General features: G+C 48.7%; 17 protein-coding genes. 4 read left to right on the forward strand and 13 right to left on the reverse strand.

Annotated elements, in window-relative coordinates:
* Nucleotides 1-1,208 precede the first annotated feature (1,208 nt).
* The 5 genes from MHH50_RS25615 to MHH50_RS25635 form a co-directional block, all read right to left on the reverse strand.
* Complete coding sequence (locus tag MHH50_RS25615; protein WP_076179672.1) at nucleotides 1,209-1,739, reverse strand: GNAT family N-acetyltransferase; 531 nt, start codon at nucleotides 1,737-1,739, stop codon at nucleotides 1,209-1,211.
* A 142-nt stretch (nucleotides 1,740-1,881) separates the two neighbouring features.
* Entirely contained in the window at nucleotides 1,882-2,322 is a 441-nt protein-coding gene (locus MHH50_RS25620; protein WP_139330222.1) for a hypothetical protein, read from the reverse strand.
* The gene (locus MHH50_RS25625) at nucleotides 2,303-2,605 is read right to left on the reverse strand and encodes a hypothetical protein (RefSeq protein WP_051491084.1); all 303 of its coding nucleotides are present in this window, start codon (nucleotides 2,603-2,605) and stop codon (nucleotides 2,303-2,305) included. Before MHH50_RS25625 ends, MHH50_RS25620 begins: the two co-directional genes overlap by 20 nt.
* The gene (locus MHH50_RS25630; RefSeq protein ID WP_036679724.1) at nucleotides 2,602-2,946 is read right to left on the reverse strand and encodes a hypothetical protein; all 345 of its coding nucleotides are present in this window, start codon (nucleotides 2,944-2,946) and stop codon (nucleotides 2,602-2,604) included. Before MHH50_RS25630 ends, MHH50_RS25625 begins: the two co-directional genes overlap by 4 nt.
* A gap of 24 nt (nucleotides 2,947-2,970) precedes the next feature.
* Nucleotides 2,971-3,258, reverse strand: coding sequence for a hypothetical protein (locus MHH50_RS25635; protein ID WP_036679726.1), 288 nt, complete (start codon nucleotides 3,256-3,258; stop codon nucleotides 2,971-2,973).
* Between the two features lie 195 nt (nucleotides 3,259-3,453).
* Between MHH50_RS25635 and MHH50_RS25640 the strand changes: the two genes are divergently transcribed.
* Nucleotides 3,454-3,969, forward strand: coding sequence for a GNAT family N-acetyltransferase (locus MHH50_RS25640; protein ID WP_076219588.1), 516 nt, complete (start codon nucleotides 3,454-3,456; stop codon nucleotides 3,967-3,969).
* Nucleotides 3,970-4,034: 65 nt separating this feature from the next.
* Here the strand turns inward: MHH50_RS25640 and MHH50_RS25645 are convergent, their stop codons facing one another.
* The 5 genes from MHH50_RS25645 to MHH50_RS25665 all read right to left on the reverse strand — a co-directional run bounded on the left by MHH50_RS25645 (nucleotide 4,035) and on the right by MHH50_RS25665 (nucleotide 12,757).
* A complete protein-coding gene (locus MHH50_RS25645) occupies nucleotides 4,035-4,766 on the reverse strand; it encodes a sugar phosphate nucleotidyltransferase (RefSeq protein WP_076208710.1) in 732 nt (243 codons plus the stop codon).
* 47 nt (nucleotides 4,767-4,813) lie between these two features.
* Nucleotides 4,814-5,551, reverse strand: a complete 738-nt coding sequence (locus MHH50_RS25650) for a glycosyltransferase family 2 protein (protein WP_076280559.1) — start codon at nucleotides 5,549-5,551, stop codon at nucleotides 4,814-4,816.
* On the reverse strand, nucleotides 5,548-6,468 hold the full coding sequence (locus MHH50_RS25655; RefSeq protein ID WP_143763963.1) for a glycosyltransferase: 921 nt from the start codon (nucleotides 6,466-6,468) through the stop codon (nucleotides 5,548-5,550). The genes MHH50_RS25650 and MHH50_RS25655 overlap by 4 nt, the downstream gene beginning before the upstream one ends.
* Nucleotides 6,465-7,307 carry a glycosyltransferase gene (locus tag MHH50_RS25660; protein WP_249267796.1) on the reverse strand — a complete coding sequence of 281 codons (843 nt, stop codon included), beginning with the start codon at nucleotides 7,305-7,307 and terminating at the stop codon, nucleotides 6,465-6,467. Before MHH50_RS25660 ends, MHH50_RS25655 begins: the two co-directional genes overlap by 4 nt.
* Nucleotides 7,308-8,068: 761 nt before the next feature.
* Nucleotides 8,069-12,757: a WIAG-tail domain gene (locus tag MHH50_RS25665; protein ID WP_076305680.1), complete on the reverse strand. Its 4,689-nt coding sequence runs from the start codon at nucleotides 12,755-12,757 to the stop codon at nucleotides 8,069-8,071.
* 217 nt (nucleotides 12,758-12,974) lie between these two features.
* On the opposite strand from MHH50_RS25665, the gene MHH50_RS25670 reads away from it, so the two are divergent.
* Nucleotides 12,975-14,069 carry a YheC/YheD family protein gene (locus tag MHH50_RS25670; RefSeq protein ID WP_076280560.1) on the forward strand — a complete coding sequence of 365 codons (1,095 nt, stop codon included), beginning with the start codon at nucleotides 12,975-12,977 and terminating at the stop codon, nucleotides 14,067-14,069.
* Between the two features lie 86 nt (nucleotides 14,070-14,155).
* The gene (gene asd / locus MHH50_RS25675; RefSeq protein WP_076130450.1) at nucleotides 14,156-14,947 is read left to right on the forward strand and encodes an archaetidylserine decarboxylase; all 792 of its coding nucleotides are present in this window, start codon (nucleotides 14,156-14,158) and stop codon (nucleotides 14,945-14,947) included.
* A gap of 1,428 nt (nucleotides 14,948-16,375) precedes the next feature.
* Here the strand turns inward: asd and gpmA are convergent.
* From gpmA to MHH50_RS25690, 3 genes are all read right to left on the reverse strand, one after another.
* On the reverse strand, nucleotides 16,376-17,119 hold the full coding sequence (gene gpmA / locus MHH50_RS25680; protein WP_076127912.1) for a 2,3-diphosphoglycerate-dependent phosphoglycerate mutase: 744 nt from the start codon (nucleotides 17,117-17,119) through the stop codon (nucleotides 16,376-16,378).
* 778 nt (nucleotides 17,120-17,897) lie between these two features.
* Nucleotides 17,898-18,683 carry an AraC family transcriptional regulator gene (locus MHH50_RS25685; RefSeq protein WP_076304897.1) on the reverse strand — a complete coding sequence of 262 codons (786 nt, stop codon included), beginning with the start codon at nucleotides 18,681-18,683 and terminating at the stop codon, nucleotides 17,898-17,900.
* Nucleotides 18,684-18,999: 316 nt separating this feature from the next.
* Nucleotides 19,000-20,505: a PLP-dependent aminotransferase family protein gene (locus MHH50_RS25690; protein ID WP_076302425.1), complete on the reverse strand. Its 1,506-nt coding sequence runs from the start codon at nucleotides 20,503-20,505 to the stop codon at nucleotides 19,000-19,002.
* Between the two features lie 143 nt (nucleotides 20,506-20,648).
* Here MHH50_RS25690 and MHH50_RS25695 point away from each other — a divergent pair, with 143 nt between their 5' ends.
* The gene (locus MHH50_RS25695; RefSeq protein WP_076127916.1) at nucleotides 20,649-21,266 is read left to right on the forward strand and encodes a pyridoxamine 5'-phosphate oxidase family protein; all 618 of its coding nucleotides are present in this window, start codon (nucleotides 20,649-20,651) and stop codon (nucleotides 21,264-21,266) included.
* The last annotated feature ends 38 nt before the right edge of the window (nucleotides 21,267-21,304 follow it).

The following is a 21,304-nucleotide window of genomic DNA, read 5'->3' on the forward strand; positions in this document are numbered from 1 at the left end:
ACTTTCCCCATGCGCCTACTCCACTGCTACATCTACTTCTGCTTCTACTACTCTACTCCTACTTCTGCACGCACTTCTACGTTCCCCTTGCGCCTATTACACTGCTACGTCTACATCTACATCTACATCTACATCTACTCCTGCTTCTACTGCTCTCGCTACGTCCACACCACGGGTGAGTCATAATCCTCCATACTTTCGGACCCAGATGACGCTATTTGCACATTTATCGCCTTTTGAGTAAGTTTTCGGACTCCAGTGACGCTATTCCCTCGAAACAGGTCCATATGTAGTGTGTTTTATACCAATAGCTGCGCTGGAGTCCGATAGCATCCCAAATGTGGGAAAATTCCACGTTTAAGGTCATCTGGGTCCGTTACTATCGAGTCATACTCAACTGCTGATGCTTATGGACCCAGATGACGCTATTTGCACATTTTCGCTTATTGATCAGGGTTTCGGACCCAGCTGACGCTATTTGCACATTTATCGCCTTTGGAGCAGGGTTTCGGACTCCAGTGACGCTATTCCCTCGTTACAGTCCCATATGCAATGTGTTTTATAGCAATAGCTGCGCTGGAGTCCGATAGCATCCCAAATGTGGGAAAATCCCACGTTTAAGGTCATCTGGGTCCGTTACTGTCGAGTCACACTCAGCCACTGATGCTTTCGGACCCAGATGACACTATTTGCACATTTATCGCCTTTGGAGCAGGGTTTCGGACTCCAGTGACGCTATTCCCTCGAAACAGGTCCATATGCAGTGTGTTTTGTACCAATAGCTGCGCTGGAGTCCGATAGCATCCCAAATGTGGGAAAATTCCACATTTAAGGTCATCTGGGTCCATTACTGTCGAGTCATACTCAACTGCTGATGCTTATGGACCCAGATGACGCTATTTGCACATTTTCGCTTATTGATCAGTATTTCGGACTCCAATGACGCTATTTGCACACTTATCGCCTTTTGAGCAGGGTTTCGGACTCCAATGACGCTATTTGCACATTTTCGCTTTTTGAGCATGGTTTCGGACTCATATGACGCTATTTGCACACTTATCACCTTTTGAGCAGGGTTTCCGTAAGCGCAAATGCTACCTAATCAAACAAAGTTTTTGATTAGAGAAAGGTGTTATTTTCACGAAAAAAGAGGATATCCCAGCAGCCATTTGATGGCTCATGAGATATCCTCTGGTTCTCTTGCTATGTTAAGCTTCCGAATTTCCGTGCTTTTCTAGAACCTTCTCGAACACCGGAAAATTAGCGGTGCGCCCCGGAAAAGTTACTTCACCCCTGCGATCATAACCTAACTTGGGATATAGGGCGAGTGCCCCAGTGTTCTTAGCATATGTATCCAGACGGATACTGGAATAACCATTCTGGCGAGCATATTCTTCTGCATAAGTGCTAAGACGGCGCGCAATTCCCTTCCCTTGCACTTCGGGATGCACAGCCAATCTATGCATAATTAAATGAGGCCCTTGCGTTTCAGTCCAGTCAATCTTCCCATACTGCTCAGATTGGTGCTCGTCCAACACTAGAATGCCGGCCACCGCATTGTTCTCCTCACATACCCATAGATTGCCACGTTCAATATCAAGGGAGATGATCTCCCGGTTCGGATAATGCTCGTCCCACTGATCGCTGCCACCTGCTTGCATCACCTGTACGCATTTGGCAATCAGCTCCATAATTTCATCAATCTCATCTTTGCGTGCTCTGCGAATCTCAGTACCCATGAATCATCCCTGCCTTCATCTTAACCTCATATTATTTTCACTTTCATTATGAAGTTTATCACATCGGCAGCGCAGCAAACCAGTCCGCACGAAAACCCCAAGACCCGCTCACGGACGGAGCGGATCTTGTCATCTGTGTCTCCTAGCTGAATTCCAGCTTATGCCCGTCCTCGAAGCCCTTGGCGAAACCGGCGTCGAACCCCACGTTGTATGCTTCGGTGTAGCCCTGTTGAAAGGCGTCTGCCGGAGGCGTTTCCGGCGAAACGCCCAGCTCCGGGGGGAGCGGAATTACCTGTGGAGCAGGCGGAGCCTCGCTCACGGGTACCACAATCACCGGTGGTTGCGCAACCCTTACTTTACGAACAAGCTTGCGACGAAGTCTTCTTTTCTTGCGTAGCAATAGGCCTTTCTTTGACTTCCCATAACGAGCAGTTTTCCGGGCAAGAACTCTGCGGGATTTACGGGCTAGCCCTTTACGAACTTTTGCTTTCCGCGAGAGCAGCAATGTGCGTCTACGGGTTCTGCCTGAACGTAGCGTTCTGCGGCTTTTTTTCTTCATGCTTCTACTCCTCCTGTGCTCCATGTTCTCTGGAGGTTCCTACGGCGTATGCCTTGCTCAGCCATGGCGCAGCAGGAATTCCCCGTTTAGGACGATGTAGTGAAATCCCGGACATCATCCGGCACATCGCACTCTGATACCCACTTAAAATCCTGATATTGTCGCTCAATTTGCGGGCCGTCAACTCAGATTGCTCCGTCAATTCGGCGATGCTCTCCAAGATGGCCGCCAAAGCAGCCTGACTGCGCGAAATGGAGCGAATCATCTCCAGCTTGACGGCATGTTCAGAGAGACGGTCCCCGCTCATTTGCTGTCTTCTCCAAAACTAAAGCCATCACCTGACATGTCTCCAAAACCTTCCCCGCCACCATCGTCTTCACCACTGCCCAGCACTGCTTTTAAATTGCTGTAGAGTCCGTTCTCCAGTTTGGTCAGCCCTTCGACCATCTCCACGATGACCTCGTGTATAGAGAGGGACTCCTTCAGTTGCTCACTGTGGGAATCAAAGGCTCTAGCGTGGATATGATGCTGTGCCCACTGCTTTACCTTTTCAGCTTCAACCGCCTTAGCTTCCAGAATCAACGCAACGTTCCACTGGATGGCGGCGGTGGACTCCAGCATTTGCAGATAAGCCTTTTCTCTGCTCATCTTCCGCCTCCTGCTCCTATAGCGTTACTCTTCTTCTTGACCGTTCAATTCCTTAATCACTCTGCCTACCCCATCAGCCATCGCTTCTTCCAGATCTGCAAGTGCATTCAAGTAAGCAATAATATTCTTGTTTACCTGAGTTGAGCTTTCGATCATCCCGCTGATCCCATCAAAATCAGGCTCCGCATCTGGCAGATCGTGGACAATTTGCGACATACGGACAGCCACATGGCGCTCAGCATCTAGAATCCGCGCCATCTGTTCGTGCGTATGGGCCATGTGCTGCAGGACTTTAGTTATTTTACTCTGCACCTTCATGTCTCCTTTGCTCAAACGCCCTGCTACAGCATATGCGGCAGGAGCCGGGACGGTGCCGGGATCCTCGACAAGTTAAGGCTCTATTCGTGACTGGAATGACATAAAAATTACGTTATTGCTAAGTACATTTAAAAGGATTAAAATGTGAAATGCGCAATCCTGAGTTTACCAAAGGTTGGTGGGGAATATATGAAGCTTGAAAGCAAGCGTATCGATCTAATACCTTTAACTGCCCCAGAGCTCTCGCTAGCAATAGATAACTATTCGGAGCTACAGCAACAATTAGGCTTAGCTGCCATCAGTGCGGCGCTTGATGATGAAATGCAATATGCTATGCAGATCAGGCTAAAAAAGGTGCAGCAGGACCCCGACCATTACCTATGGTTAACGAACTGGGCCATCGTTCATCGGGAAGATCAATGTATTATAGGATTCATTATCCTTAAAGGTTACCCGAATAAGAAAGGCGAGGTTATTCTAGGGTATGGGATTGATGAGAAATATAGAAGAAAAGGGTATGCAACAGAGGCACTACACACAATTAATGCATGGATCTTCTCCCATCCCCAAGCTGTCTATGTAATCGCTGACACTGAAAAAGATAATACAGCCTCCCACAAAGTATTGGAGCGTCTAGGCTCTGAGAGATACAAAGAAACTGAGGATTTAATCTGGTGGAGGATTTCTAACCCTCGAGCTCTCTGAGTAACGTGTGATTTCAAAGCCCTTGCGGCTATCTATAGCAGGATTACAACAAAAAAAGCACTGCCTTATGGCAGTGCATCCTTTAACTTTTCCCCCGCCTCGTGTAAAGACTGGAACGTCCCCGCATCACTCCACCAATCCTTAAGCACATCATAACTAAGTCTGCGATCAGCGGCGTATATATTATTTACATCGGTAATCTCCAGCTCCCCCCTCTTGGAAGGCGATACCTGCCGGATGATATCAAATACAGCTTCATCGTACATATAAATACCAGTTACACAATAATTGGTCTTCGGATGCTCAGGCTTTTCTTCGATATAAGCAATCCATGCCGCATCTTGACTATCAAACACAGGTACACCGTATCTGCGCGCGTCCTCCACCGGCTTCAGCAACACCTTTGCAGTGCCTGCCGGCTGACGAAGATAACTCTCCACATAAGGCTTCAGATCATCCATAAAAAGATTATCCCCGAGCAATACAACAAATCGTTCCCCTGGGAAAATGAACCCTTCTGCTAAATCAAGCGCCTCGGCAATGCCTCCGGCAGCTTCCTGAATTTTATAGGTCAGAGATACACCAAATGCAGCACCGCTGCCTAAAAAATCCGTGTACAGGCCAGCAGACTGCTTGCTTATGACCAGAAGAATGTCGGTAATTCCTCCCCGGCGAAGCCGGTCTATGCCGTAACAGACCATAGGATATTTGCCGACCGGAAGCAAATGTTTGTTCATAAGCCGGGTCAGCGGTTGAAGTCTAGATCCTGTTCCGCCCGCCAGTATGACTCCTTTCACTTACTTTCCTCCTCTTTATCTACGTCCTTTGCCTTCGGATCTGCACTTCATATAAAATTAATAGGATCTACATTCCATTTATCTATAAAGATCTTGCGATTTCGTTCCACCAGTTCTTGCAGTCCGGTATTGTAAACTTGCTTGAAACTTGCACTTCCTTCATGGTGCACCAAGCAATCCCCGGCGATAAGCAGCCGATATCCCTTTATCCTGGCGCGATAACAATAATCATCATCTTCGTAATGTCCAGGTGAGAATCTCTCATCCAGTAGACCTACGGAAGTTAGCAGTTCTCTTTTGAATAAAAAACATAATCCTACCAGCCGTCTCGTCTCCAGCCATTTCTGGGGATTTGGAAGGTTCACCCTCTCAGCAGCCTGATGAAAACCTATCAGACCTTCATAATCGGTCTTCACCTGTTGACGTCCACTGGCATAGTTTGTGACTGGTCCAACAATACCTACATCAGGAGCACTATATAGAGCCCTCTTCAGATTAGTTAACCATCCTTGAGACACCACTACATCGTTATTCAGCAGCAGGACTTCATCACCTGACGCTAGCTGTAGCCCCAAATTGCATGCAGTTGGAAAGCCGCGATTGTCTGGCAATGAAATAAACGTTATATGATTCGCACGGCAATAGGTGTCTGTTCCGTCCGTTGAAGCATTGTCCACTACGATAATCTCATAAGGCGGCGGAGTGTAGGCACGAATAGATTCCACACAGGCCCGCAGCAAGGGCAGCGCATTGTAGGTTGGAATAATAATACTCGTCAGCGTCATATCCGATTCCTCCAAGCGGCTACCTGTCTGCGGTACTCACGCTGTGTTTCACTACTTAGCAGACCGCCAGCTTTTCGCCGGGAAAGAACCTCATGTAGAGCCTCAGCATGATCTCCTATGATCAGTTTTTCCACAGCATTTCCAACCCCTGTATTTGCCTTGCGCAGCCGATTATGTTTAATAACATTTACCGTTCCTACCTTCTCCACCCGTAACTTTTCTAATACAGAGCGAGCTTGGGCTTTAGGTGGAACCATTAATTCACGGTAGCCTATGGTCTCAAGCGCATGCCGCGAAAGCGCATGAGGAACAGCTGTCATAGAGCTAACCCCGAGATCGTACCTATCCAGAGCATAATTCAAAAACAATTTGCTGCGGGTGACATCATCACATAATCCAAAGGAAGGCATCAGTGAGTCTAAATCATTAAGAGCTACATCAATTCCGCGATCTACAGCCGCCGTGAATGAAACAAGCTGAGAGGCCGGAATGACCATATCTCCATCCAGAAAAAGCAATATATCCCCGCGACTCAGCTTTGCACCGATAGCCCGGCCCACATCATGTCCGACAGACTCTGGGCAGTGTACTACAATGGCTTGACGATGTTGTCTAGAAATAGGAAAAGAGTTATCACTGCAGCCATTAAGTACGACGATAATTTCTGCAGGTTCAAGCCGTGCAACCTGATGCAGCAGACGGGACAAGGTCTGCTCCTCATTACGCGCGGAGATAATGACTGACAAAGTCCCGCGTAACTTCGGTAATTTCAGAGTCTCCTTGCCTGCCTTCGATTGCCGAGACAGAAGCGGGCGAGTAGCAGCGTTGGCTTTTACAGAGCGATTGGCTGACCTGTGACGGATTGGGCGTTTCTTTGCCGTTCGAGCTGCTGTGCCTCGTAAAGTTGCAACCATCATCTCACCATCTCTCTGCGCCGGGCTCCGTCGCCAAAGCCCGCTCTGTTCCCCCGATGTTCCAGCAAGAGGGATACAGCCTCCATATGATCCGCTGTAATCAACTGCTGCAATGGATCTATGCCGTCTTCCTTGCGTCTCACCGCATTTAACTTCCCTACAGGTACTTTGTGAGCGGCTACCACATGCAGTCCACTAAGAATTGCCTGGGCATGCGCCAGTGGAGGACGTGATAATGAATCGCTCCCTAGAATATCAAGTGCTCTGCGGCTGATTGCGTGCGGAACTGCCGTCATCGAACATCCCTTCAGATCTGGACGGCCAAGCAGAATATTCAGTGCATGTTTAGATAGCACCACCGGATGGGGGGACAGCTTCCGGACCGGACCGGAATAATCATTAAGCGCTATGTCCACTCCACCACTAACAGCAGTGACGTAAGGACGCAGCCCCGAAGCAGGTATCACCAAATCTCCATCTGTAAACAATAGGATTTCTCCCTTGGCTGCCTCAGCTCCCACACTACGGCCAGCGTCGTGTCCAAGCGGCAACTCATAGGAAATAACACGCGCACCTAGCGATTGTGCAATCCCTGCCGTTTGATCAGTGGATCCATTCACGACCACAATTACCTCGCAGCGCGGATGGACCCCTCTGGCTCCAGATATCACTCCCGCAATGGTCTGAGCTTCATTCATGGCTGGAATAATAACCGAAACATAGGGATTAGGATGGTTAACTATAGGGACTACAGCGACTTGCCGCACTGGGCGTGAAGTCCGCCGCTTCATCCGAGAGACCCGCCGCCCTGTGCGGCGGGCAGAAGTTCGTTTGGGCTTCATGCTCATCCACCTTCCTTACAGAGCCAATTCTTCAGGCTGAGGGTTACATCACAGTTTATGTACTATAACGCACAGGGTAACGGCAATTGTCTCCTGTCGTTCTGAAAACAGGACAAATGTACTCCCCACCAAACTTCGGCTTAGATACATTGCGCATAGCCAGCTGCCGCGGACACAACCTGCGGCGGTAACGAACGCAGTAACGCAGCAGGGGGATTAGGTTAGGACGCTATCGGACACAGCCGAATCCGCATCAGGTAATTGTACTTTAGCGCTATCGAACACAGCCGAACCCACAACGGATGATTATACTTCAGCACTATCGGACACAACCGAATCCATAACGGATGATTATACTTTTGCACTATCGGACACAACCGAATCTGCAGCGGATGATTATACTTTGGCGCTATCGGACACAGTTGCTCCTATTCGCCGCATTATCACACTTTTAGATTATTAACGGACTCCATAGCAGCTATTGGCATCAAAAGAACCCAATAAGGCTCTATTTCTATACAATAGCGTCACTAGAGTCCGAAACCAGCCTCAAAAGACAACAAACCTGCAAATAACGCCATTTGGGTCCGTAAGTAGCAGCGGATGTTTAGAGTACCAGGCTATCGGACAGAACCGCAGCCACAGCGATTGATTAAACCCGGCGATGCTGACAAGTACCGTTCCCCACCAAAAAAACAGAGCAGCGATCTCCAATAAGGAGATTCGCTGCTCTGCTGTTTTTAAGAGGAATTGCTTAAGGTTCAATCAAATACACGATCATCTGCTGCCGGTTTAGCTAAGGGAGCACCTATAGCAATCCAAGAGATAACCCCATAGAAATGCGGAGTTTCGCGCAACCGCACCACTTGAATCACTGCTTCTCCATTGGCTCTGCTCTTTAAGGAAGCATAGAAGTAAGGCTGATTGGTCATGGCAACAAGCACATAACCCGTATGCCCAAAGCTCTCATCAAACGATACGGTCACCTCTACACTCTCTGCATCCCCATTGAACATAAATGCTGTCATTCCAAACTGCTGTAGTGCTTCTCGCTTCCCAGCTGTCTGAATCGGACTGAAGGACAGATGATCTGTATTTACAGAGTTCGGTGCCAGATGAGTCCCGTTTACTGCACCTGGGGAAATATGATATTCCTGAACACTTTCTTCTTCCAGATGGCGGGCTTGAATCGCAAACGAAGAGATTTTGGATGCTACTACTGCTTCATCCTGAAGCTCTGTTGTCCCTACTGCACCTTCTGTCAGATGAGCGGACTCGATACTGCCTTCCTTCAGCTTAGCTCCGTTGATACTGCCATCCGGGAGCAGGGCTGAGCTGCGTGTTTCATCCGCAAGATGCTCTAATTTGATGATGCCAGGCTGCAAATGCCGATCTGCCACGATCTTGTCAGCAAGATGCTCTCCGTAAACACTCCATGGTTGTAAATGTGAAGAACTCACGGAGCCTTCAGCGAGTTTTTCTTCCGTAATGCTGCCATCCGGCAACAAATCCGCACTGCGTACCTCTTCTGCCAAATGATTCAGGGTGATGCTGTCCGATCGAATATGGCGGCCATCCACCGCATCCCCGGCCAAATGACCTCCAGAGACGCTGCCTTGGGCTAAATGGAAAGACTGAATCGTCGCGACTTCAATCTTCTCGCCTGTAATACTGCCTTCCGGTAATAAATCAGCACTGCGCACTTCTTCTGCCAAATGATTCAGAGTAATGCTTCCAGCACGGATATGGCGGCTATCTACCGCATTCCCCCCTAAGTGTCCCCCATAGACACTGCCAGGAGCCAAGTGGTAGGCAGTAATAGATCCACCCTCCAACTTTTTACCGGTAATGCTGCCATCCGGCAGTAACTCGGTGCTGCGTACCTCATCCGCTAGATGTGCTAGCTTGATCTCACCTTTTCCAATATGGAGACCTTCTACTGCAGACGGACTCAGATGAGTTCTATCCACACTTCCAGGCACTAGATGAATTGCTTCTACGGAGGCTTCCGCCAGCTTCTCCCCAGTAATGCTTCCGTCTGGCAGCAGCTCGGAGCTGCGTACCTCATCCGCCAGATGCGCTAGCTTGATCTCACCTTTTCCAATATGGCGTCCTTCTATTGCAGACGGACTCAGATGAGTTCCCTCCACGCTTTCAGGTACAATGTGATTTGAATTTATGGATGCTTCCGCCAGTTTCTCCCCAGTAATGCTACCGTCTGGCAGCAAATTGGAGCTGCGTGTTTCTTCGGCCAAATGAGCCAGCGTGATCTCACCATATCGGATATGACGTCCTTCTATTGTGTCTGGACTCAAATGACTGCCATCTACGCTTCCAGGCACCAGATGATTAGAATTTACGGATTCTTCCGCCAACTTCTCTCGAGTGATGCTACCGTCTGGCAGCAAGTCAGCGCTACGTGTTTCTTCGGCCAGATGAGCTAACGTAATCTCACCTTTTCCAATATGGCGCCCTTCGACAGAACCTGAACTTAGATGAACGCCTTCCACACTGCCAGGTACTAGATGATTTGAATTTACGGAAGCATGTGCCAGCTTTACTCCAGAAATACTACCGTCTGGCAGCAATTTGGAGCTGCGTGTTTCTTTTGCCAAATGAGCCAGCGTGATCTCACCGTATCGGATATGACGTCCTTCAACTGTGTCTGGTCCTAAATGGCTGCCATCCACACTGCCAGGCACTAGATGTATAGAACTTACGGATTCTTCCGCCAGCTTCTCTCTAGTAATACTACCGTCTGGCAGCAGATCAGCGCTTCGGGTTTCATCGGCGAGATGAGCTAGGGTAATCTCACCTTTTCCAATATGACGTCCTTCGACGGAACCTGAACTCAGATGTCCGCCTTCCACACTTCCAAACACTAAATGAAAAGAATCCACAGATGCTCCCGCCAGCTTCTTCCCGGTAATACTGCCTTCAGGCAGCAAGTCGGAGGTATATGCATCTGCAGCCAGATGAGCAAGCGTGACCTCACCCGGTAGGATATGTCGACCTTCTACAGAACCCGAGTTCAAATGGCTTCCGTTCACACTTCCAGGCAGGAGATGATTGGAATCTACCGATCCTTCTGCCAGCTTCTCCCCAGTTATGCAGCCGTCTGGCAGCAATTCAGAGCTACGTACCTCTTCCGCCAGATGAGCCAGCGTGATCTCACCCGGTAGGATATGACGGCCTTCAATCGTATCGATACACAGATGGCTGCCGTCTACACTACCAGGTGAAAGATGCTGAGAATCCACGGCACCTTTTACCAGCTTAGAGCTATTAATACTGCCCTCTTGGATTTGAACCGCAGAAATAGAATTCGGAAGGATATGACCATTCCCGATAGACAACGGCCGGATATGCGCCCCGCTGACACTGCCGGGATTCAAATGTCTACTTTGAACAGCACTTTCGCTTATGGTTTTCGAACTCACAGCATTTACCGACAAATGCTCAGCTTGAACTGCTGACGCCGCCAGTTTACTCGATTCTATGCTGCCGTCTGCAAGCTTAGCCGAAGTGACTGCTAAATCACTGATTTTATCCGTTGAGACACTTTCCGGTGAAAGCTTCAACGAGGTCACTGCATGATCGGCCAGATGATGAGGCTGCACGGCTCCTGCTGCCAGGTGAATTTCTCTCACCGCAGCGGAAGCCAGCTTATCTCCTGAAACTGAGCCCGATTGAATCGCAGCGGAAGTCACACTATTTTCACCAAGATGTCTTCGTTCCACGGCTCCCGTGGCCAAATGATCCTTATTTACCACAGCATCCTGCAATACACGGCCGCTCACACTGGCATCCGCCAGATGTTTTTCCTCCACTGTACAAAAAGCGATATGTTCGCCACTGACTACTTCACGCGCAATCGTGCTGCCAATCACTGCACCCGCTGCCAGCTTAGCTGCATTTACACTTCCATCTGCCAACTTGGCTGAAGTAACGCTCTGTGCACGAAGATGCTCCCCACCCACAGATTCTGAAGCCAGCTGTTCTCCAGTCACAGCACCGGAAGATAAATGTTGAGTCTGAATAGCTTCTTCCTTGAGCTGCTCCGAGCCGACCGCTTCCGCAGCTATATGCGAATGATTCACTGCTTCGCGTTCCAGATGAATAGAAGTTATGGCTTGCATAGCAATTTGCGGTCCGCGAATGGCGGATTTAGCAATATGTCTTGTGGTCACTGCTTCGTCTGCCAGCTTATGTGGGAGAATGCTTTGGTCAGCAATTTTGGACGAGGTTACCGCTTGCTCCACTAACTGCGCAGTCCCTACTGCACCCTCAGCCAGCTTTAAAAAAGAGATGCTGCGGTCAGCCAAATGCCGACTTGATATTTCGCCATCACCGATATGATTACCATTCACACTTTCTGGGCTTAAATGTACGCTTCTTACGACATCTGCACCAAGTTGCTTAGAACCTATAGCTCCATCAGCTAAATGCCCGCCTTCGATAATACCCGACTGCAGCTGTTCCTTACCGATCAATTTGCTGGCAAGCTGATCAGAACCAATCGCTCCCGGGGCCAGATGTCTGGCGGTTATCAAAGCGTCGCTAAGATGGCGGCCTTCAATGACAGCATCCGCTAGCTTTGAGCTGCTGATTTCACCATCAGCTATTTTATCGCCAGATACCGCTGCATCGGCCAGCTTGGAACGGTCAACACTGCCGTTTGCTAGGTGGCGGCTTGTGATGCTGCTGCTTCCTATTTTGTCACTAGTAACGGCTCCATCTTCCAGTAAATCCGCAGTAATAATCAAATCGCTTAAATGGCGGCTCTCAATGGCTTTATCTGCAATTTGACCGCCGCCTATAATCCGATCAGCCAGCTTCTCTGGACTAATACTGCCATTTTTCAGCTTCTCTCCACTGATCGAATGATCCAGCAGCTTACCGCCACTAACGCTTCCTTCTGCTAAATGCTCGCCCACTATCGATTCTGGTGCGATTTTTGCAGAAGTGACTGCCTTGTCCGCGATATTGATACTCTGTACAGCGTAATCTTGCAGCCAAGGTGTACCAATAATGCCGAACTTTAGCTTAGAACCGTCAATGGTACGTGGAGCGATTTTGGCTCCGGTCACCGCTGCATCCGAAAGATCATCTGTATAAACGGGCTGAAAACGTTCTTTCTCTGGAGGAGCGAACCATACGGTTTCAGGAAGATTATCCGCCTGTTTCTGAAGCTGCGCTTCCTCTATAAGCTCCGGCTCCAATTGTAGAACTGGAGCAGAAGTTGGCTCCTCTAGAACGACTTCAGCTATTGCTCCCCCACTTACCTGAACTTCCGCGATCTCTGCTTCACTGACTCCGTCACTGTTATTCCCCGAGCTTCTAGAGCTGCTTTTGGTATCCAGCATACTCAGTTCCTCTTTATTGGGATTATCTACAAAATAGAGTCGTTTCTGTGGACTGCGCGGCTGCTTTTTTTTGGAACCCCTCACAAGCAGTCTCCTCCTTCCATCTAATGTTTCTCCTAGGCATCATATGCAGCGGTATGGGCTTATGACACCCTTTTGCGATGAGGCCTTCATAAGATTATGTATAAAAAAAGGCATCTGCCTTCGCGCATTCGTCCACCCTGACACGCGGGTACAAACATACTATGACAAGAGTAGAAAAAGCAGGGATCATGTAACCGATGAAACAGGAGGAACAAACATGGGGCATAAGCTCGTTGGAATATTACTAAATGCCGATATGCACCGGGGCGTTCCCCGGCTAAAAACAGGACAGGAGTCTCTATCCAACTATGAAGAGGCCGCGGCGGCATACGGTTTAGTCCCTTGCTTCCTGAAGCTCGCGGACATCGATACGGACACAGGCTTTAGTGCCGCCTATATAAAGGGAGTTAATGGATATAAAAGCGTAGTTGTTCCTACGCCTGCTGTTATCCATAACCGGGCAATATACAGCAAAAACAGCCCGGGGATGCAGCGTCTGCTGAAGCACTATCCCCTGATTTTCAATACATGTAATCGATACGGCAAAGATGAGATCCATCAGCTGCTTGAAAAAAATACGGAGCTTCGCGAATATTTACCCGTAACAACGAGAGTCTCAGGCCTAAAAGAAATGATGAATCTTTATCCCGATCTCATTCTTAAACCTTGCCGGGGAAGTATAGGGAATGGGGTCATGCGGCTGGTCCGCAAGGGAGCTCAGCGTTGGACCTTGAGCTACCTCTCCCCTTCGATGCAGCGCTGGAGAAGTATTCCCGTCAATCAGGCGGCGTTGCCACAAGCGCTCCGCGCACGCCTAACCTCCGTGCCTTATCTTGTACAAGAACGTATTCCCCTTGCTGAGATTGGAGGACGTCCCTTTGATCTACGCGTCACCGTTCAGCGCGGCTGGGGAGGAGATTGGCAGGTCACTGGGCTCTTCGCCAAACTGGCTGCCCCAGGGGGCTTTGTCTCCAATATAGCCCGCGGAGGAGAAGCGTTAAGCTCCTCCCTCGCGCTCGAAAAGGCCTTTTCAAGATCCACAGCGGCCCACATCCGTATGTCTGTCGAAATACTTAGCCTTGCAATCGCACGGTGTCTGGAGCAAGACCTTCCCGGACTGGCCGATATCGGACTGGATATAGGCATTACTAAGGACGGACGACTCTTCTTCATAGAATGTAACGGTCGCGACCAACGCTACGGATTTCATAAAGCCGGCCTTACGGAAATTTGGAAAGACAGCTATCGCAGACCTATGGGATACGCGCGTTTTTTAATAGAAACGAACAGTACGGTATATAACAGTTATTGATTTGTCTCCTATTCTATGTCAATATAATGCAGAGCAGAGACGACCCGTATACAACCGTACTGCTGCATTATGGAAGGGAGATGGGCATGGTAAAACAATTGCTACGGCTGATGACCGAGCTATCCTCACACCGGTGGCTTTCACGGTTAATGGGATCTTTTTCTCATAGTAGAATCAGCCGTTTTCTTATCCCGGCATTTATTAAGACTTATCAAATCCCCTCCGCTCAAGCGGAGAAAAATCCTGGAGAATATCTCACTCTTAATGAGTTTTTCAGCCGCCGGCTGAAGCCGGGCATGCGGCCTATTGCAACCGACGCTGACGCTTTGGTTAGTCCCGTAGACGCAACGATTACTGCTATGGGTGACATTAACGCCGGTACGATTATGAATGTAAAAGGGCAGGATTATAAGATCGAGGATCTCCTTAATCACTCCCCGCATCTGGAGCTGTACAAGAAGGGTTTTTTCTTCGTTCTTTATTTGAGTCCTACCGATTATCACCGGATTCACTCTCCCCTTACCGGACAAAAGGTGGAGAGCGATTATATTCGCGGACGGGCCTATCCTGTCAACGATTTCGGAATGCGACATATGAAGGGTGTCCTGAACCGCAACGAACGTCTCATTACGTATATTGCCGGGAGTCACGGGGAAACCGCGGTAGTAAAGGTAGGCGCAATGAACGTCAGCAGTATCCGTTATACGGATGATACGGCTGCCGAGTGGCAAATAGGCGATGATCTGGCTTATTTTGAGTTTGGCTCCACCGTAGTGCTGCTCACGGAAAGCGGTACCTTTACCCCGAGACCCAAGCTTGAGGTCAACTCAAAGGTAAAAATGGGCGAACTACTGGGAACGTTGCATCGACCTTTGTAGGGAGATTTAGGCGAATTCCCAGAAAAATTAGAGGGTGCCTCAAAAGCCATGAAATGGCTGCTGGGGTGCCCTCTAATTTTGGGGACTTCGTGTGGAGCACAGTTGCGGAGGCGAACGCTCTAGCTATCGTCCAGCTATCATCTACCTATCGCTAGCCAACGTATACATATCGTCTAGCCATCGTACACCTATCGCTAGCTATCGGACCCAGCTGACCTTATACGCGGCTTTTTCGCACATTTGCAAATCTATCGGACTCCACCGCAGCTATTGGCATGAAAAACACCCTATTTGTGCGAGATCTTAGGCAATAGCGGCGCTGGAGTCCGAAACTCCGCCCAAATGGCGATAAATGGGCAGATAGCGGCGGCTGAGTCCGTAAGCATTTGCAGAGCTTTGGGGGAGGTTGCTCGAGCGTTAGTTGAGGGCTAGTCGAGTGTTGGTTGAGGGCTGGTTGAGGGCTGGTCGAGAGCTGGTGGAAGGTGTGCGCTCGCCGCTATCGGACCCAGCTGACCTTATACGCGGATTTTTGACACATTTACGATTCTATCGGACTCCACCGCAGCAATTGGCATGAAAAACACCCTATTTGCGCTAGATCTTAGGCAATAGCGGCGCTGGAGTCCGAAAATCCGCTCAAATGGCGATAAATGAGCAAATAGCGGCTGCTGAGTCCGTAAGCATTTGCAGAGCGTTGGTGGAGGTTGGTCGAAAGTTAGTTAAGGGCTGGTCGAGCGTTAGTGGAGGGCTGGTCGAGCGTTGGTCGAGAATCAACGGAAAGTTGGTGAAAGGTTAGCCTCAGCGCTATCGGACCCAGATGACCTTATACGCGGATTTTTGACACATTTGCGATTCTATCGGACTCCACCGCAGCTATTAGCATGAAAAACACCCTATTTGCGCTAGATCTTAGGCAATAGCGGCGCTGGAGTCCGAAACTCCGCTCAAATGGCAATAAATGAGCAAATAGCGGCGGCTGAGTCCGTAAGCATTTGCAGAGCGTTGGTGGAGGTTGGTCGAAAGTTAGTTAAGGGCTGGCCGAGAGTAAGTTGAGAGTAAGTTGAGGGTTTGTCGAGCGTTAGTTAAGGACTAGTCGAGCGTTAGTGGAGGGCTGGTGGAGCATTGGTCAAGATCTACGGAGAGTTGGTGGAACGTTAGCATTCAACGCTATCGGACCCAGCTGACCTTAAACGCGCCATTTTCGCACATTTAATTGGTCACAAACACACTAATAACAAAAAGGACAGCCCCAAGGCTGTCCTTTTATCTTTTCATGTAACCCACCTATTACACCTAATACGCCTGTTACGCTTATATAACCTATTACACCTGTTGCGCTTATTTAACCTTTACGCCCCGTTTTGCTTATTACTGTACACCCGTTATACTCAATACACCTGCTACGCCTATACGCTTATTACACGCCCATTACACATGTCCCTGCTTAGCAACATCAAGCGCCTTGGCCGCTACCTGTTCCGGATCTCCTAGATAAAAGCGACTGATAGGATTCATGTCCTCATCCAGTTTGTACACGAGCGGTACTCCTGTAGGAATATTGAGCTCCAGTAATGCCGCTTCATCAATATCCTCCATAAATTTAATCAATGCACGCAGCGTATTGCCGTGGGCTGAGATAAGCACCCGTTCTTTTTTACGCAAAAGAGGTACGATCCGGTTTCCCCAGAAATCGCCTACACGATGTACAGTGTCCTCCAGGCTCTCTCCACGCGGGATATCTCCCGGACGAACACTGCTGTAGCGAATATCGTTTCTGGCATACCTAGGATCATCAAGCTCCAGCAACGGGGGTCTCACCGATAAACTCCGCCGCCAGATATGCAGCTGCTCATCTCCATATTTTAGTGCTGTCTCGCTTTTACTTAATCCCTGCAATGCCCCGTAATGGCGTTCATTCAATTTCCAAGACTTTTGCACGGGAATCCACAGCAAATCCATCTCATCCAGTACATAGTTAAGAGTTTTAATCGAGCGTTTGAGTACCGAAGCAAAAGCCAGATCAAATGTATACCCAGCGTCCTTCAACAGCTTGCCAGCAGTCTTTGCCTCTTGGATACCCTTCTCAGTTAAATCCGGGTCACTCCAGCCTGTGAACAAATTCTGTACATTGTACTGGCTCTCACCATGACGTATAAGTACGATTTCGTACATTTTCTCTCTCTCCTTCCAACTATGGACCTTATATATTCAACCGACGAACAACATTATGCGAAACGTATCGCAGAAAGCTCTCACCTTAGTAATAACCCAATCGTAGAAATAAATATCTACCGCTACCTCATAGTTAGGCCAATTAAACATCCTTAAAGGTACGTGAATGAGGCGTGCATGGAGCGTGAACGGTGTGTGGATATTGCGGTAAATGAGCGTACGCTTCATTGCAGAATGTGCAACAGAAAATCTTAACTTTCACTTGAAGATACATTACATTGTACTTCGTGCAATAGATTATCGTGATAATCTCTAAAAGGCTGTTTCTCCTGAATTTGAATGTAAGATGTGCTTCAGAATTCAAATTCGACTGCTATTAGAGTCAATCTATTGTACAAAATACAACGTGAGGCACGATGAAATGCCCATCAGTTACTCTAATCTTCGACTTAAGTTCATTATATATATCATTTTCTAACAACACAAAAAAACCGGATGCCTCACGGCCCCGGCTATTTATATTTTTAGTCATATCATGCGATTCTATGCTTGCTTGTTCAATTAGAACCAGCTATCCACGACAAAAGCATTCGCCTGCTTTAACCGTTTTAAGCGGTTTCTAAAAATACCTCCGCCTCCACTCTTACAATCCGTGTTGCAAATTCTGCGTCTGATGATCATGCCAAGAGTCTCCTTCCAAGAAGTTATGTAAATTCTCTGTAAACTAAACTGCAAAGTATTTACCCTTGGTTGAACAAACTGAAACAAAAAAAGTGAATCAGCGGATCTCAGATGGACTTTTTCCGGTATATTGCTTGAACTGGCGGCTGAAAAAGAAAATGTCACGATACCCAAGCGCATCTGCTACCTCAGTAACATTCATTCCCGCGTACAGCAGTAAATGCTGAGCACGCTCAATCCGGGCTCGGATGACATAAGACTGCACAGAAGAACCCGTAAGCTCCTTGAACTTAATTGAAAAATACCGCGGTGAAAGCCCCGCACGAGCAGCAAGATCCTCTACACGATGTGCAATCCCCGGATGCTGGCTCACATAGTTCGCTATTTCGTGAATGATTTCTGTCAAATGGTTGCTAACATAACGTTCTACTGGCTTCACACGGTCCTCCCTCAGCAGATGAATCATCAGCTGCTTCAGTACAAGCTGCCCTTCTTCCTCAGCGGCGTAAGTATCCACCAGAAATAGTCGAACGTACCGAGCAAGCAGATGTTCAAATTCAACGGTTTCTGTAAGCTCACGATAGGGCAGCGGAATATCCTTCACCTCTTCGGAGACATCAAAATGAATATATGTAAGTACAAGTGGCTTTTGCGGATTATGTGTAGCACTTGTATGGTCACCCGGACGAAAAAGGAAGCAGCTTCCCTTGCCTACTTGAAAGGGTTCATCGTTACGCACAACCGTCCCTTCCCCGCTCCATACATAAAATAAATCATAATTTTGCAGCGACTTCTCTCTTTTTTGCCATTTCCAGCCCGGCTCGCATACAATCTTAGCCAGAGCCGGCAAAATAACAAAAGAGGACGGCGATGCATGCAGCATAACGTTCCCTCCTAAAAGTTTTGTTAGCATAACCTACTTTAAACCTCTTCGCAAAACTTGCTTCGTAAGCATTTCACTTTGTTTTGTGAGCAAACCTACTTTAAACCTCTTCGCAAAACTTGCTTCGTAAGCATTCGCTTTGTTTTGTTAGCAAAACCCACCTCGTAAGCATCCGCTTTGTTTTGTTAGCAAATCTGCTCTTTCTGACTTCGCAGTGTCTATATAGTTTTGTTTAGCTTAATCTACTCCGAGTTTCTTCGTCAAAATTCGTAAGCATTCGCTTAGTTTTGCATTTCATCTTCTTTATCATACCTTGTCATGTTGCATTTTGTACATCTTCCCACGCCAGATGCAGGCTTGTTATCCCTTCCTCCAGCTCCGCGGCATTCAGATGGGCAAAAGAAAAACAAGCGGCCGGCGCTCCCGGTGATAGCTGATATAACGCGGCATCTCTAAAATCCGTGCCGCGCCTAAGCGCTGCCGCTCGGAAAGCTACAAACTCTTCGCTGCTGCGCAGCCAGCGGGCATATACATGCAAGCCTGCATCACCAGGCAGCAGCTCGAAGAGCTCCTTAAGCCGTTCCGACAGCAGCGTCCTGAGGATGCGTCCGCGTTCACCATAGATGCGTGTCATCCGGCGCAGATGACGGCCATAGCCGCCTGTATTCATGAACCTCGCCAAGGCTCGCTGCTCCAGCAGCCCTACCGGCAAGGGCTCATATAGCGCCTTGGCGGCGATAGTCGGCTTTACTAAAGGGGGCGGAAGCACTGCAAAGCCGAGCCGCAGGCCTGAAAACATCGTGTTTGAAAAGGAGCCCACATATACGACCCGCTCTTCACGATCCAGTGCTTTTAAGGGCTCGATAGGACGCCCAGCCCAACGGAACTCACTGTCATAATCATCTTCAATGATTACTGCATGATGCCGCTGCGCCCATTCCAACAAGGTTCGGCGTCGTTCCAAAGGCAGTACCACACCCGTAGGAAATTGACGGCTCGGCGTAACAAACAACAGCCGGGCATCCCAATCCTCCGGAATAAGACCGTTGCCATCCAGCTCCCCTGCCAGCAATCGGCCTCCGGTGATCTCTACGGCTCGGCGAATCCCGTGAAAGCCCGGGTTCTCAACGACCGCTGAGCCTTCTGCATCCAGCAGCAGCTGCGTCAAAATAACGATGCCTTGCATCGAGCCGCTGAACAATACGATATGCTCTGCATCCGCGCGAATCCCGCGGGTAATCCGCAGATGTGCAGCGATAGCTTTCCGAAGTCCTTCGTCGCCTTGAGGTGGACAAGTGCTTTGCAGCAATCCACCTTCCTTCCCTCCGGCATAAGAGAGCGCACTACGCCATTCGGAGTAAGGAAAATGTTCCATCCGCATACCACTACTTTGGAAGCTCACTACTTTCTTGTTACTCTTTCCATAGAAGGGTATCGGGCGCGCAAGCAGCCGCTTTCCCCATGCCGAGATTGGAATCGTAGTCTCGCTTGCACAATCTCCTCCAGCAGCATCTGCGTCTTCACCCAAAGCCCGGTTCTCACCGTCACTGCGACTGGCAGCTGAAGCAAAGCTATCTTCCGATACGAATGTCCCCCGCCCCGTTTCAGTCCTTACATAACCATCAGCGAGCAACATTTCATACACCTGCGAGACCGATCCGCGCGACAGCTCATAGTGCTTAGCAAGACTTCGTGTAGACGGCAGCGGAGTGCCTCCCGGAAGTGTTCCTTCCAATATTCCTGCGCGGAGCGCGTGATATAACGCTAAATATTTGTAGCGGTGTATCGCCAGATATTGATCGTATGCCAGCGTGATATTCATCGTTATCCTCCTTGACCAGCAAGTGGTCCATTAAAAACTATCTTAATTGGTCCTTTTTAATTGTCAACCACTCTACTATTCTTTAAAGAACATTTACATTGGAGCAGACGCTCTAGACTAAAAAGAAAGAGGACGTGATCCCTATGCGCAGAAAAGAATTTAAAGTAGATCAGGAGGAAGAATTGGTCTCTTTTCTAAACGGAATGAGTTTTGGTTTTCTCGGAACAAGCGATGAGCAGGGGCAACCGCGGGTGACACCGTTGAATTTTGTATATACAGATGGTTGTTTCTATTTCCACGGCAGTCATGCTGGTAGCAAAATGAAGTCGATCCGCAATCAGCAGCAGGTCTGCTTTACGGTAGCGGATGAGTATGCCCTTATCCCGTCTTATTTTAGCGATCCCGAGCTGGCCTGCCCAGCAACCGCCTATTTTAAAAGTGTGACCGCCTACGGCACAGCCGAACCTGTTGAAGACATTAGTGAAAAAGCCAGTGTACTCTCCTTATTTATGAAAAAGCTCCAGCCCGAGGGGGGTTATGATTCCATCGATGCAGAGGACCCTAAATATCGTCCCCGTCTAAAGGGAGTTGCCGTTGTGCGCATTACCCCCGAGGAGATCACTGCGAAGTTTAAGTTTGGGCAAAACCTAAAAGAAGAAGAGCGCTCCGGCATCATTTCCGGCCTGTCTGAAAGAAATAATCCGCGTGATGAAGAAACGATAGAAATGATGAAAAAATACTGCCCTTTCCACGCCGAATGATATTTTTTAAAAATCGTATCTTTCCAAGTGACGGTTGC

This window comes from Paenibacillus sp. FSL H3-0302, from assembly GCF_037982245.1.
GTDB classification, from domain to species: domain Bacteria; phylum Bacillota; class Bacilli; order Paenibacillales; family Paenibacillaceae; genus Paenibacillus_AQ; species Paenibacillus_AQ odorifer.

What these genes read in the sequence shown, in the direction of transcription:
- MHH50_RS25650 (WP_076280559.1), bottom strand. Translation starts at nt 5,551, where the DNA reads ATGACGCTGACGAGTATTATTATTCCAACCTACAATGCGCTGCCCTTG.
- MHH50_RS25695 (WP_076127916.1), top strand. Translation starts at nt 20,649, where the DNA reads ATGCGCAGAAAAGAATTTAAAGTAGATCAGGAGGAAGAATTGGTCTCT.
- MHH50_RS25640 (WP_076219588.1), top strand. Translation starts at nt 3,454, where the DNA reads ATGAAGCTTGAAAGCAAGCGTATCGATCTAATACCTTTAACTGCCCCA.
- MHH50_RS25670 (WP_076280560.1), top strand. Translation starts at nt 12,975, where the DNA reads ATGGGGCATAAGCTCGTTGGAATATTACTAAATGCCGATATGCACCGG.
- MHH50_RS25630 (WP_036679724.1), bottom strand. Translation starts at nt 2,946, where the DNA reads ATGAGCAGAGAAAAGGCTTATCTGCAAATGCTGGAGTCCACCGCCGCC.
- MHH50_RS25625 (WP_051491084.1), bottom strand. Translation starts at nt 2,605, where the DNA reads ATGAGCGGGGACCGTCTCTCTGAACATGCCGTCAAGCTGGAGATGATT.
- MHH50_RS25690 (WP_076302425.1), bottom strand. Translation starts at nt 20,505, where the DNA reads ATGAATATCACGCTGGCATACGATCAATATCTGGCGATACACCGCTAC.
- gpmA (WP_076127912.1), bottom strand. Translation starts at nt 17,119, where the DNA reads ATGTACGAAATCGTACTTATACGTCATGGTGAGAGCCAGTACAATGTA.
- MHH50_RS25655 (WP_143763963.1), bottom strand. Translation starts at nt 6,468, where the DNA reads ATGATGGTTGCAACTTTACGAGGCACAGCAGCTCGAACGGCAAAGAAA.
- asd (WP_076130450.1), top strand. Translation starts at nt 14,156, where the DNA reads ATGGTAAAACAATTGCTACGGCTGATGACCGAGCTATCCTCACACCGG.
- MHH50_RS25615 (WP_076179672.1), bottom strand. Translation starts at nt 1,739, where the DNA reads ATGGGTACTGAGATTCGCAGAGCACGCAAAGATGAGATTGATGAAATT.
- MHH50_RS25685 (WP_076304897.1), bottom strand. Translation starts at nt 18,683, where the DNA reads ATGCTGCATGCATCGCCGTCCTCTTTTGTTATTTTGCCGGCTCTGGCT.
- MHH50_RS25620 (WP_139330222.1), bottom strand. Translation starts at nt 2,322, where the DNA reads ATGGAGCACAGGAGGAGTAGAAGCATGAAGAAAAAAAGCCGCAGAACG.
- MHH50_RS25660 (WP_249267796.1), bottom strand. Translation starts at nt 7,307, where the DNA reads ATGAAGCCCAAACGAACTTCTGCCCGCCGCACAGGGCGGCGGGTCTCT.